The following is a 13,639-nucleotide window of genomic DNA, read 5'->3' as shown; positions in this document are numbered from 1 at the left end:
GATAATCTATCACCCTTATAAATAGTCTAAAAGCCGTGTAAGAACCCAGTTGTTATGATCTTTAAGATAGTATATACCCTGAGATGACATAATTCCCTCATCGGATAACTCTCTGAAAACCATAGTACTATTTCTGAATTCCTGAGCTTCATGTCTGGTTGTAAAAACAATTCCTCTATTAAGGCTTCCTGTAATAAGTAAAAGCTCCATATCATCTTCTGATTTTATTCTTGAAGATTTTATATTGCTTGTTCTTGCCAGATAATCTGTGTGTGTGTCCAGTATATATACATTTGAATCCGAGTTTTCTATATCTGACATACTTACACTCACTTTAGTCGAAAGTGGATTTTCCTTTGGAATCATAACTCCAAAAGGACAGCTTCTGATAGCCTTGAAGGCAATTTCGTCAGGAAGAGTAAGTGATGGAGAAACGTAGGCAAGAATAACATCGTATTTGCCTTCCAATAAATAGTTCGCATAACATACATCCTGACATCTGTCGAACGATATATCAGCATGAGGATATTTTGATTTAAGAGAAGAAACTGTGGCATCAAGTATGTTTAAAGAACTGAAACCATACATGCCTATAGACAGTTTTCCCTTGGAATACATAGAGCTGAATTTTGTTTTCATAACAGCATCCTCATATGCTTTGAGAATTTTTACCACTTCTTCATAAAAAACCTCTCCCCGTGGAGTAAGGGATACATTTCTACTGTTTCTTATAAAAAGTGGAGTTCCGAGTTCATCTTCAAGACTGTGTATATGATGGCTTATTGCAGGTTGGGCAATATGACATTCCTTCGCTGCTTTTGTGAAATTTTTATTTCTGGCAACGCTTTCGAAATAATGAAGTTTTTCTATTTTCATTTTAATCACCGTAAATATAGATTTTAATTTATGTAGAGACATTATATCTCTATATACTATTATAAATGAAATTTCATCTGTTAACAAAATAAAATTGTTAAAATGAAAACGAAAATAGTAAAAATATATATAAATAATAAAATATAAGGAATACTGTATTATATATGAAATTATATTGACAAAATACAAAAAAATTTATAAAATAAATAGTTATACATTGACTTGACTGAAAATTTGTGCTATTATGTAAACATAGGAAAAGTGGGAAGGTGATATAATGGCAACAGTCCAGACTTTAGATAAAATAAGAGAAAGTCTAGAAAAGCATTTAGGAAAGAGGATATTACTAAAGGCTAATAAAGGGAGAAAGCAGATTGTCACTAAAAGAGGGGTACTTGAGAAAGTATATCCAAGCGTATTTGTAGTAAGAATTGAAGATGGAAGAAATGATGATTCAAGAATATCATACAGTTATTCAGATCTTCTTACATCAAATGTAAAGCTTCGGGTTTTTAAAAACAGTGAACCAGAGGATAAAAACCTTAAGGTAAGCTAATCATACTGAGAGATAAGTTTGGAAATAAAGAGCAGTATATAGATTAATTCTATGTACTGCATATTTATTTTTTTGAGGAGAATTCATCAAAATAACTTATATACATACAGTATATTATATACAACTTGTTTTTTATTTGTAGTATAATATAATCTGTAAGGCTTATAATGGCATAACAGGCGGTGAAATAGATGAAAGTTAAGTGTAGAGCAAAAATAAATATTTCCATAGATGTTCTTGGACGACTGGAAAACGGATATCATCTTGTGGAAATGATAATGCAGTCTATAGATTTATACGATATAATAAATGTTGAAAAAAGAAATGATGGTAAAATCTGTCTATACAGTGAAAGTGATGAAATACCTCTTGATGAAGGAAATATAGTATACAAGGCGGCTTCAAAACTTAAACAAAGATATAAAGTAAGTGATGGAGCTGATATAAAAATAGAAAAAAATATACCTGTAGCTGCCGGTATGGCAGGAGGAAGTACAGACGCAGCAGGAGTAATAAAAGCTCTTAATATAGTGTGGAACCTTAATCTTTCAGAAAATGATATGAAGGAAATAGGTTTTGAAATAGGGGCAGATGTTCCGTTCTGTATATCTGGGGGAAGTTCTCTTGCAGAAAATCTTGGAGAAAAACTTACACAAATAAAGGGACTTCCGGAAGGAACAAATATTCTTGTATGTAAGCCGGATATATATGTATCTACAGCTGAAGTGTATAAGCATATAGATTCTGAAGAGATACAGAAAAGACCGGATACAGAAATGCTTATTGAATATCTTAAACAGGAAGATATAAAAGCGGTTGCGGAAAATATGTACAATGTTCTTGAACTCGTAACTGAGAAAATGCATCCTGAAATAAAGGAAATAGAAAATGTCATGTATAGTAATGATGCTCTTGGAGCAATGATGAGTGGCAGTGGTCCTACAGTTTTTGGAATATTTGAAGATAAAAATGATGCTTTGAGAGCAGAAAATGAGTTAAAAAGAAAATACAGACAGGTATATCTTGTCAGCAGTTCTGAAAGGGGAATAGAGATCGATGGATAATATAACTAAAATAAATATGGACAATTATAAACCTCTTAGAGATGTGGTATTTGAAAGTCTTAGAAAGGCTATTGTAGAAGGACAGTTAAAACCTGGTCAGAGAATGATGGAGGTACAGCTTGCAGAACAGCTTGGAGTAAGTAGAACTCCTGTAAGAGAAGCTATAAGAAAATTAGAACTTGAAGGTCTTGTTATAATGCTTCCAAGAAAGGGGGCATATGTTGCAGATATGTCTATAAAGGATATAATAGATCTTCTTGAAGTTAGAGCAGCACTGGAAGGGCTTGCAGCATCTCTTGCAGCAGAAAGAATGGACGATGCAGGAATCAAAAAACTTAAGACTATATCAAAAGAACTTAAAAAGAGTGTATCAGAGTCAGATTTAAAAGAGATACTTAAAAAAGACGTTGAGTTTCATCAATGTATATTTGAAGCATCAGGAAATAAAAGACTTGCACAGATGATAAATGCTTTATGGGAACAGGTATATAGATTCAGAGAGGGATATATGTCTGACTATAATGCAGCACTTTCAATAATAGAGGAGCATGAAAGTCTTATAGCTGCAATAGAAAATGGAGAGTGCGAAAATGCGGCAAAATGTGCAAAGGATCATATAGAAAAAGCTGAACAGTATATGATTGATAAAGCAGAAAGCATGAAATAGAAAGCAAAAACTATTATACAAAAGCAGGTGTAATATATGGATGAAAGAGGAATAGGAGTTTTTGACTCGGGGCTTGGAGGCTTAACTGTATTAAAAGAAATAAAAAGAATTCTTCCAAATGAGAATATAGTATATTTCGGGGATACAGCAAGAGTTCCGTACGGGCCGAGATCTAAAGAGACAATAATAAAATATACTTTTCAGGCTATAAACTTCCTTAGAACAAAGGATGTAAAAGCCATTGTAATTGCATGTAATACAGCAACTGCAAGAAGTCTTGCAGAAGCACAGGAAAAATATGATATTCCTATAATAGGTGTTATAGAAGCAGGAGCAAGAACTGCAGCTATGACTACGAAAAATGGAAAAGTTGGTGTTATAGGTACTGAGGGTACTATAAAATCGAGAGCATATAACCAGGAAATAAAGAAGATAAACAAAAAAATAAAAATATATGGAAAAGCCTGTTCTCTGTTTGTACCTATAGTAGAGGAAGGATGGGCAAACACAGAGGTCGCAAGATTGACAGCGAAGGAATACCTAAAGGATTTAAAAGAAAAAGATGTGGATTCGATTGTATTGGGATGTACACACTATCCTATACTTAAAAGAACCATCGGAGAAGAAGTGGGAATGGATGTTAAGCTTGTAAATCCTGCTAGAGAAACTGCATATGATTTGAAAAAGCAGCTTGAGGAAAAAAATCTTATGACTTCTAGAGAAGAAGCAGGAACATGTGAGTACTTTGTTTCTGATATAAATGAAAAATTCACATCTATAGCTAGAGAGTTCCTTAAAAGGAAAATAGATGTAAGCAAGGTTGAAATACAGAGATATTAATTATCAGGAGGTTTTAGCTTGAGCGTAAAAATAAAAATAGAAACAAGGCAATACGATGATGCCGGAAATATGGATACAATAGAGTTTAAAACATCAGGAAAGCTATTCGAAAAAAATGGAAATACATATATAATATATAAGGAAAAACAGGATGGCGAGGAAATTACAAATACCATAAAAATTTCTGACGAATATGTATCTATGAAAAGAATGGGTGCATTCAATACTGATATAAGAATAAAACCTGGAGAAAAATATGTATGCAGATATGTAATTCCACAGGGAGCCTTTCTTATAGAAACAAATGGAAGAAAAATAGATATAGAAAAAGACAATTGTGGCAATATAAGGCTTTTTATGGACTATGATATAGATATAATAGATATGTTCAGAGGAAGAAACAAAGTCACAGTTGATGTGAAAAATATAAAATAATATTAAATTTTAAGAAGGTAGTGGAAAAAGCTACCTTTTATTTAATATCTTTGGTATTATTATAACTAGATTTGGTTTATAATATTGAAATAGAGGTATAAAACAGATAAAAGAACTGTATATATCTATGTTTTCAATAAATAAAGAGGTAGTCAAATGATATTAAATAAAATTAAAAATACAATAGAAAGATACAACATGATATCTGAAGGAGATAGCATAATTGTAGGTCTGTCTGGTGGACCGGATTCTGTATGTCTTCTTCATGTTCTCTCAGGTTTAAGAGAGAGTATGGGTATAAAGGTTTATGCAGCACATCTTAACCATCAGATAAGAGGAATAGAGGCTCATAGAGATGCTTTATATGTATCCGAACTTTGCAGAAAAGAAGACATTCCGTGTTTTATAAAATCAGTGGATGTACCATCATACTGCAGGGATAATGGATACTCTCTTGAAGAAGGAGCAAGAAAAGTAAGATACGATATGTTTTTTGAAATAAAGAAAAATATCGGTGCTAATAAAATAGCTATTGGTCACAATATGAATGATCAGGCTGAAACAGTACTTATGAGGCTTATGAGAGGAACCGGGCTTCAGGGTCTTAGGGGAATCGAGTATACAAGAGAAGATGGTATAATAAGACCTCTTCTGGATGTTGAAAGAAGCGAAATAGAAGCGTATTGCGAGGAGCATAGTCTTGATCCCAAAATAGATAAAACAAATCTTGAAAGTATATATTCAAGAAATAGAATAAGACTTGAACTTATACCATATATGAAAGAACATTTCAATCCCGGAGTCATAGAATCTGTAGTAAGAATGAGTAACAGTCTAAAAAATGACGGAGATTATATTGATTCAGAGGCAGAAAAAATCTACAGGGATATTTCAGAGAAGACAAATGATGGAATAGAACTTAGTGTACCTGAGTGCACAGAACTTCATCAGGCAATACTGTCAAGAGTCATAAGATATTCCATAAGAGATGTTCTTGGAGATACAAACTTTGTGGATATGAAGCATATATACGATGTAGAGGAACTTTTTGAGGAATCAAAAAACAACAAGATGCTGAATCTGCCAAGAGGATTGTTTGCATATAGAAAAGATGATGTAGTTCTTTTTACAATGAATGAAATCAAATACGAGGATATAGAATATAGTCACAATATACCTAAAAACGGTTTTGTAAAAGTAAAGGAAACAGGTCTTATAATAGAGACTAAGCAAATGAGTATGTCGAGATTCAAAGGTATGAAAAAGGATCCTGAATCAATTTGTGTAGATGCAGACAAAATAGAAGGAGAAATAAAGGTCAGAAATAGACAGGCCGGAGATAAAATAAAATTAAAGGCAGGTTCAAAAAAACTGAAAGATCTATTTATAGACCTGAAGATACCTAGAGAAATGAGAAGCAGAATACCGGTAATAGAAGATGAAAATGGTATAATAGCTGCTGGTACATACAGAACAGGCGAAAACTATATCCCTGATTTAAAGACAAAAGAAGTACTGAAAATAACGATAAAAAAACTTTAATACAGTGCTGAGAGGAGGAAATAAAGTTTGAAGAAAATGTTAAAAGGCGTTGCTTTCTATGTGCTGATGCTGGCTATAATAGTAGGCGTTGTCCAGTTTACAGGCAAGGAAGTGGATACTGTAAAAGAAATTCCTTTTTCCCAGGTATACAGTAATCTGACTGAGGGGGAAGTTTCAGAAATATATTTTATAGATGAAACATCAGTAGAGGGCGTTCTGAAGGACAAGACAAAATTCAAGTCATATATACCTTCAGAAGTAAAAGGAGATCAGCTTGCAGATGCTATTTTAGAGCAGAGTCAGAAAAGTGATCTAAAAATAGATGGAGAAGCAAAACCGGAAACACCATGGTTTATAAGTATGCTTCCTACAATAATAATGTTTATATTCCTTGGAGTACTTTGGTTTACTTTTATGAATCAGTCGCAGGGCGGCGGAGGAAAAGTTATGAACTTCGGTAAATCAAAGGCAAAACTTCACAAGGATGGAGACGGAGAAAAGGTTACATTCAAAGATGTTGCCGGTCTTCAGGAAGAAAAAGAGGATCTTCAGGAAGTTGTCGACTTCCTTAAAAATCCTAAGAAATATACGCAGCTTGGAGCGAGAATACCAAAAGGTATACTTATGGTAGGACCTCCAGGAACAGGTAAGACATATCTTTCAAAAGCTGTTGCCGGAGAAGCCGGAGTACCGTTTTTCAGTATAAGTGGTTCTGATTTCGTCGAGATGTTTGTCGGTGTCGGTGCATCTAGGGTTAGATCTCTGTTTGAAGATGCAAAGAAAAATGCACCTGCGATAATATTTATAGACGAGATAGATGCTGTAGGTAGAAAAAGAGGTGCCGGACTTGGCGGTGGACATGATGAGAGAGAACAGACTCTTAACCAGTTACTTGTTGAGATGGATGGTTTTGGAATAAACCAGGGTATAATAATAATGGCTGCTACAAACAGACCTGACATACTTGACCCTGCGCTTTTAAGACCGGGAAGATTTGACAGACAGGTAGTTGTAGGTGCGCCGGATGTAAAAGGAAGAGAAGCTATATTCAAGGTTCATTCAAGAAAGAAACCTCTTGCAGATGATGTAGACCTTGGAGTGCTTGCAAGAAGAACTCCTGGATTTACTCCAGCTGATATAGAGAACCTTATGAATGAAGCTGCTATACTTACAGCCAGAAAAGGTGAAAGTAAAATAACTATGGAAGTTATAGAAGAATCTATAACAAAAGTAATAGTTGGGGTTGCAAAAAAATCAAGAGTTATAAGCGAAGATGAGAGAAAACTTACTGCATACCACGAGGCTGGACATGCGATATGTGCACATCTTCTTGAAAAAGTGAGTCCGGTTCATCAGGTAACTATAATACCTAGAGGAATGGCAGGAGGATTTACAATGCAGCTTCCTGTAGAGGACAAATACTTTGCAACAAAGAGAGAAATGGAAGAAAATATAATCGTTATGCTTGGTGGTAGAGTTGCGGAAGAACTTGTTCTTTCTGATATATCTACAGGAGCATCAAACGACCTTGAAAGAGTAAGTGAGACAGCAAGAGGAATGGTCAAGAGATATGGTATGAGTGAAAAACTTGGACCTATGACATTTGAAAGTGGTGGAGAAGTATTCCTTGGAAACAGCTTTGGAAGTTCCAAGGAGTATTCTGAAGAGGTTGCAAGTGAGATAGATGCGGAAGTAAGAAAAATAATAACTGAAGCTCATGAAAGAACAAGAAAACTTATATCAGAAAATATGGATAAGCTTGAAAATGTTGCAAAAGCTCTTCTTGAATACGAAACTCTTAATGAAAAGGAATTTGTTCAGGCATTTAACGGAGAACTTAAATCTAAAGAAAAAGAGGAAAATACAGAGAATATTTCTGAAGAAAAATCTGAGTCTGTTGAAAATGTTTCGGATGTTGTAGAAAAAGAGAAGGATAATATATCAGACAACAATGAAAATATTGATGAAAACAAATCGGATGCAGAAGAGGTAAAAACTTTTTCGGAGGAATAAATAAAGATTAAAAAGGAGGATTTTTATCCTCCTTTTTGTTTATACAAACATTATTTATCGGGTATAATGAAATAAAAATATATAAAGGGTGATATTATGGCCAGAGATAATAGAGCAAAAATAGCTGAAATACTTATGAATAGTGACAATTTTATATCGGGTGAAGAAATTTCTGAAAAACTCGGAATATCGAGAGCTGCTGTATGGAAACATATAAAAACTCTTAAAGAAAACGGGTACGATATAGAATCTGTCAATAAAGTAGGATACAGACTAAAGTCTATAAACAACAGCAGCTTTTCTCCGGAAAGATTTTTATCTATTCTGGATACTGAGTTTATAGGACGTAATATAAAGTGTTTTGATAGTCTTGAATCCACAAATAAATATGTACTTGAAAACTCAGAAAATCTGGAAGACGGATCTGTTGTAATTGCTGAAGAACAGACCGGTGGAAGGGGAAGAATCGGAAAGCCGTGGAAATCTAAATCAGGAGAGGGAATATGGATGAGCATCGTCCTGAAGCCGGAAATACCTCTGAATAAAGCTCCGTTTATAACACTTATATCGGGAGCAGCACTTGTTGATGCATTCAGAAATATGGATGTGGATGCTAAAATAAAATGGCCGAACGATATAATTCTGAATGGTAAAAAGCTTTGTGGAATACTTACTGAAATGAAGGCTCAGGTTGAAAGAATAGAATGTATAACAACCGGTGTTGGTATAAACGTTCTAACTGAAGAATTCCCAGAAGATATAAGAAAAAAAGCCACATCTCTTTTTATTGAGGGATGTCTGACTGACAGGGAAAAAATAGCGTCTGAATTTATGAAATCATTTGAGAGAATGTACAAGGCATATATAGAAAAAGATGATAGGAAAGAAGTTCTGGATATATGTACAGAGAACTCTGTTCTTATAGGAAAAGAAATAAGAGTAATAGAACGCGGTGAAGAAAAATATGCCATATGTAACGGCATAGATGTGGATGGGAATCTTATTGTGACAGATGAAAATGGTCATAGAAAAACTATATTTTCTGGAGAAGTATCAGTGAGAGGAAAAAATGGATATATATAAAAACTGATGATATATTGACATAGATATTCTAAATTGCTAAAATTAAAATTTGTCCGGACTATGGAACGGTCCGAAAAATTACAGCCTGTAATGGCTTAGGAAAGAGGGTATACAGATGCTACTGGTATTTGATGTAGGAAATACAAATATGGTTCTTGGACTGTATGAAGGGGAAGAACTTAAAAATTACTGGAGAATACATACAGACAAGGATAAAACATCAGATGAGTACGGTATGCTTATAAAAAATCTGTTCAAACATGAAAATCTTAGAATAGATGAAATAGATGATGTGATAATATCTTCTGTTGTGCCGGATGTTATGCACTCTCTTGAAAATTTCTGCATAAAGTACTGTAAAAAAGAAGCGATGGTAGTTGGACCTGGAATAAAAACAGGACTTAATATAAAATATGATAATCCAAAACAGGTAGGTGCTGACAGAATAGTAAATGCTGTTGCCGGAATAGAAAAATACGGATATCCTCTTATAATAGTGGATTTTGGAACGGCTACTACATTCTGTGCTATATCTGAACAGGGAGACTATCTTGGAGGAACTATTGCTCCGGGAGTTAAAATATCAAGTGAGGCTCTTTTCCAGAGAGCATCAAAACTTCCCAGAGTGGAACTTATAAAACCGGGTACTGTAATAGCAAAAAATACGGTTTCAGCTATGCAGGCAGGGCTTATATATGGTTATGTCGGACTTGTAGACAAAATCATAGAAATGATGAAAAAAGAACTTGGAGGAGACGATATAAAGGTTATAGCGACTGGGGGACTTTCAAGACTTATATCATCAGAAACAGACAGTATAGATGAGATAGACAGATTTCTTACACTTGATGGACTTAGAATAATATACGATAAAAATAAAGAAAAATAGAGGTACTTATTGTACCTCTTTTTGAGTATTGGGAAAGGGGATGAATATGAAACTAAGAGAACTTGAACTTGAAAATGAGGTATTTCTTGCGCCGATGGCTGGAGTTACAGATCTTCCATTCAGACTTATATGCAGAGAGTACGGGTGTGGAATGCTTTATACAGAAATGATAAATGCAAAGGCTCTTTGCTACGACGATGAGAAGACAAAGAGCATGCTTAAGATGGAAGAGGAAGAACATCCGGTAGCTGTTCAGATTTTTGGTTCTGAGCCTGAATATATAGGAAGGGCAACTGAGATACTTAATGATTATTCAAATGAAGTACTGGATATAAATATGGGATGTCCAGCTCCAAAGGTTGTAAAAAATGGAGATGGTTCTGCACTTATGAAAAATCCAAAGCTTGCTTCTGAAGTTATAAAAGCAGCTGTAAAATATTCAAAAAAACCTGTAACTGTAAAATTCAGAAAAGGTTGGGATGAGGACAGTATAAATGCCGTTGAGTTTGCAAAAATGGCTGAGGCAAGCGGTGCAGATGCTATAACAATACACGGAAGAACAAGAGTACAGTATTATTCAGGAAAAGCGGACTGGGATATAATTGAGAAAATAAAAAGTGCTGTAAATATACCTGTTATAGGAAATGGAGATATAGTAATTATAGATGATGCTATAGAGATAAGAAAAAAGACAGGATGCGATGCAATAATGATAGGTAGAGGAGCACAGGGAAATCCATGGATATTTGATAGAATAAACCACTATATAAAAACCGGAGAGATAAAACCTGAACCATCAGTGGATGAAAAAATAAAAACAGCTATAAAACATTTCAATCTTGCAATAAGAGAAGATGGAGAATATGTGGCTGTAAGAGAAATGAGAAAACATCTTGGATGGTATCTGAAAGGAATGAAGGGTTCGGCTAGACTTAGGGACTCTATAAATAAAATGGAAAGTGCATCAGAAGTAATATCCACACTTGAGTGCTATATGGCTGAAACCTTGACATAAAGCGAATATTAGCCTATAATATAGCGGATAAAGTAAAATACAAACGGTATAAAAACCGCTTAATTTTATATAAAAAATCAATAAAAAAGGAGCTACAGGATAAATGGAAGAAAACAAAGAGATACTGCTGACTCAGGAAGGTTTTGACAAACTTGAGGCTGAGCTTGAAGAATTAAAGATAGTTGGAAGAAAAGATGTTGCTGAAAAACTTAAAGTTGCTATATCTTATGGAGACTTATCAGAAAATGCAGAGTACGATGAGGCTAAAAAAGAGCAGGCTGAACTTGAAGAGAAAATAATGAAGATAGAAAACATGATAAGAAAGGCAACTATAATAGATGAAACAGCTATAGACCTTACAAAGATAACAGCTGGTTCAATAGTTAAACTTTACGATTATGATTTCGATGAGGAAGTTGAATATACAATAGTTGGATCAACAGAGACAGATCCTTTCTCTGGAAAGATATCTAACGAATCTCCAATAGGAAAGGCTTTATTAGGAAAATCTGAGGGAGACATAGTGGAAGTAAATGTTCCAGATGGTACTGCAAAATTCAAAGTAATATCAATAAGCAGATAATAAATCGGGGGTGTATTTAATGGAAAATAATAATACAGAAGTAAAAGCTGAATTATCTACTGAAGAATTAAGCGAAGTGCTTCAGGTAAGAAGAGATAAACTTGCCAATCTTCAGGCTATGGGAAGAGACCCATTCAAGGAAAGCAGATATGATAGAACTCATTATTCAACAGAAATAAAAGAAAACTTTGACGAACTTGAAGGACAGACTGCAAAAATAGCAGGACGTATAATGAGTAAGAGATTACAGGGAAAGGCTGGATTCATAGATATACAGGATCAGAATGGTAGAATACAGTCTTATGTAAGAAAAGATAGAATAGGTGACGAAGAATACGATATATTCAAGACTTATGATATAGGAGATATAATAGGTGTTGAAGGTGAAATCTTCAAAACTAAAAAAGGAGAAGTATCAATAAAAGCAAACAAGGTTACACTTCTTACAAAATCACTTCAGATACTTCCAGAAAAATATCATGGACTTAAAGATCAGGAATTAAGATACAGACAGAGATATGTAGACCTTATAGTTAACCCTGAGGTTAAAAATGCATTTATAACAAGAACAAAAGCTCTTAAAGCACTTAGAGCATATCTTGATGAGAGAGGCTTCCTTGAAGTTGAAACTCCAATACTTAACACAATAGCAGGTGGAGCAAATGCAAGACCTTTCATAACTCATCACAATACACTTCATATACCTATGTACCTTAGAATAGCAAACGAACTATATCTAAAGAGACTTATAGTAGGTGGATTTGACAAAGTATACGAAATGGGAAGAATGTTCAGAAATGAAGGTATGGACATGAAGCACAACCCAGAATATACTGCAATAGAGTTATACCAGGCATATGCTGACTACACAGATATGATGGAAATAACTGAAAACCTTATAGCTCATATGGCTGAGGTTGCTACAGGAAGTACAAAAATAAACTTCCAGGGAACTGAAATAGATTTCAAACCACCATGGAAGAGAATGACTATGATAGAGTGTGTAAAAGAGTACTCTGGAGTAGACTTCAACGAAATAAACACAGATGAAGAGGCTATAGCTATAGCAAAAGAAAAAGGAATAGAAATAACTCCTGGTATGAGAAGAGGAGAAGTTATAAGCGCATTCTTTGAAGAGTTTGGTGAAGACAATCTTGTTCAGCCTACATTTATAACTCATCATCCGGTTGAAATATCACCTCTTTCTAAGAGAAATGTAGAAGATCCAAGACTTACAGATAGATTCGAAGCATTTGCAAACAGATGGGAACTTGCAAACGCGTTCTCAGAGCTTAACGACCCGATAGATCAGAAAGGAAGATTCCTTGATCAGTTAAGAAAGAAAGAACTAGGAGACGACGAGGCGTGTGATATGGATGAAGACTTCCTAAATGCACTAGAAGTAGGTCTTCCTCCAACAGGTGGACTTGGAATAGGTATAGACAGAGTTATGATGCTTCTTACAAACTCTGCAACAATAAGAGACGTATTACTATTCCCTACAATGAAACCTATAGATAAAAAAGAAGCAGTTGAATCAGAAGAAGAGTAATATTATTTTGAAGAGAAGAAATCCTTGTGACAGGATTTCTTCTCTTTGTATATAGAAACCCTGGTTTTGTATTTAATTCTTTTGTTTAAACTTATGTCTGACAAAAGGTTTTAACTACATTTTACAGAGAATCATTTTTGTAGTTCCTGATTTTTATGGGGGTTTTTACTCTTTTGAATAGTTAGTTTGTATAATGCTTATATTTTGCAATTATAAAATTTCTAATGTGTTTTATGAAATGATATAAACGAGTTCTGATTATAATTGTATAGCGGAAATAATCACCTAAAATAAAGTGAAAAGCTGATATTTCAATACCTTTAAAGTGGAGAAAATATAAAAATAAGAAAAAATAAATATTTTTTTAAAAAAGTGTTGACTCTTTTATATTAAGGTGGTATTATAATACTTGTCCTTGAGAGAGGGCAAAAGAAAATAAGAAATGAACTTTGAAAACTGAACAGCAGATAAATTTGTTCGAACGATTTGTTCGGACTCTTACAAACCATAATTAAGCCAGATAT

The 13,639-nt window shown here is 34.1% G+C and carries 13 protein-coding genes; 12 read left to right on the top strand and 1 reads right to left on the bottom strand.

What is annotated here, in order from left to right:
- Positions 1 to 15: 15 nt before the first annotated feature.
- On the bottom strand, positions 16 to 876 hold the full coding sequence (locus tag EXD82_RS05840) for a LysR family transcriptional regulator (protein WP_174919174.1): 861 nt from the start codon (positions 874 to 876) through the stop codon (positions 16 to 18).
- A 277-nt stretch (positions 877 to 1,153) separates the two neighbouring features.
- On the opposite strand from EXD82_RS05840, the gene EXD82_RS05835 reads away from it, so the two are divergent.
- The 12 genes from EXD82_RS05835 (at position 1,154) to lysS (ending at position 13,115) form a co-directional block, all read left to right on the top strand.
- Positions 1,154 to 1,432, top strand: a complete 279-nt coding sequence (locus tag EXD82_RS05835) for a Veg family protein (RefSeq protein ID WP_142535986.1) — start codon at positions 1,154 to 1,156, stop codon at positions 1,430 to 1,432.
- Between the two features lie 191 nt (positions 1,433 to 1,623).
- Entirely contained in the window at positions 1,624 to 2,496 is an 873-nt protein-coding gene (gene ispE / locus EXD82_RS05830; protein ID WP_174919173.1) for a 4-(cytidine 5'-diphospho)-2-C-methyl-D-erythritol kinase, read from the top strand.
- Positions 2,489 to 3,163, top strand: coding sequence for a GntR family transcriptional regulator (locus EXD82_RS05825; protein WP_142535985.1), 675 nt, complete (start codon positions 2,489 to 2,491; stop codon positions 3,161 to 3,163). Before ispE ends, EXD82_RS05825 begins: the two co-directional genes overlap by 8 nt.
- 36 nt (positions 3,164 to 3,199) lie before the next feature.
- Positions 3,200 to 4,003: a glutamate racemase gene (gene murI / locus EXD82_RS05820; protein WP_142535984.1), complete on the top strand. Its 804-nt coding sequence runs from the start codon at positions 3,200 to 3,202 to the stop codon at positions 4,001 to 4,003.
- Between the two features lie 18 nt (positions 4,004 to 4,021).
- A complete protein-coding gene (locus tag EXD82_RS05815) occupies positions 4,022 to 4,438 on the top strand; it encodes a DUF1934 domain-containing protein (RefSeq protein ID WP_142535983.1) in 417 nt (138 codons plus the stop codon).
- 156 nt (positions 4,439 to 4,594) lie between these two features.
- Entirely contained in the window at positions 4,595 to 5,980 is a 1,386-nt protein-coding gene (gene tilS / locus EXD82_RS05810; RefSeq protein ID WP_142535982.1) for a tRNA lysidine(34) synthetase TilS, read from the top strand.
- Positions 5,981 to 6,007: 27 nt separating this feature from the next.
- Entirely contained in the window at positions 6,008 to 7,993 is a 1,986-nt protein-coding gene (gene ftsH, locus EXD82_RS05805) for an ATP-dependent zinc metalloprotease FtsH (RefSeq protein WP_281282229.1), read from the top strand.
- Between the two features lie 96 nt (positions 7,994 to 8,089).
- Entirely contained in the window at positions 8,090 to 9,076 is a 987-nt protein-coding gene (locus EXD82_RS05800; RefSeq protein ID WP_142535981.1) for a biotin--[acetyl-CoA-carboxylase] ligase, read from the top strand.
- A gap of 115 nt (positions 9,077 to 9,191) precedes the next feature.
- Positions 9,192 to 9,965, top strand: coding sequence for a type III pantothenate kinase (locus EXD82_RS05795; protein ID WP_142535980.1), 774 nt, complete (start codon positions 9,192 to 9,194; stop codon positions 9,963 to 9,965).
- A gap of 46 nt (positions 9,966 to 10,011) precedes the next feature.
- Positions 10,012 to 10,980 (top strand): tRNA dihydrouridine synthase DusB, encoded by a 969-nt coding sequence (dusB, locus tag EXD82_RS05790; protein ID WP_142535979.1) that lies wholly within the window; start codon positions 10,012 to 10,014, stop codon positions 10,978 to 10,980.
- Between the two features lie 103 nt (positions 10,981 to 11,083).
- Entirely contained in the window at positions 11,084 to 11,563 is a 480-nt protein-coding gene (gene greA / locus EXD82_RS05785; protein WP_142535978.1) for a transcription elongation factor GreA, read from the top strand.
- 19 nt (positions 11,564 to 11,582) lie between these two features.
- Positions 11,583 to 13,115 (top strand): lysine--tRNA ligase, encoded by a 1,533-nt coding sequence (lysS, locus tag EXD82_RS05780; protein ID WP_142535977.1) that lies wholly within the window; start codon positions 11,583 to 11,585, stop codon positions 13,113 to 13,115.
- Positions 13,116 to 13,639 lie beyond the last annotated feature (524 nt).

This window comes from Peptacetobacter hominis (assembly GCF_006861675.1).
Lineage (GTDB): Bacteria > Bacillota > Clostridia > Peptostreptococcales > Peptostreptococcaceae > Peptacetobacter > Peptacetobacter hominis.
Note: the sequence above shows the minus strand (reverse complement) of the source record. Positions and strands in the feature narration are given on the sequence as shown.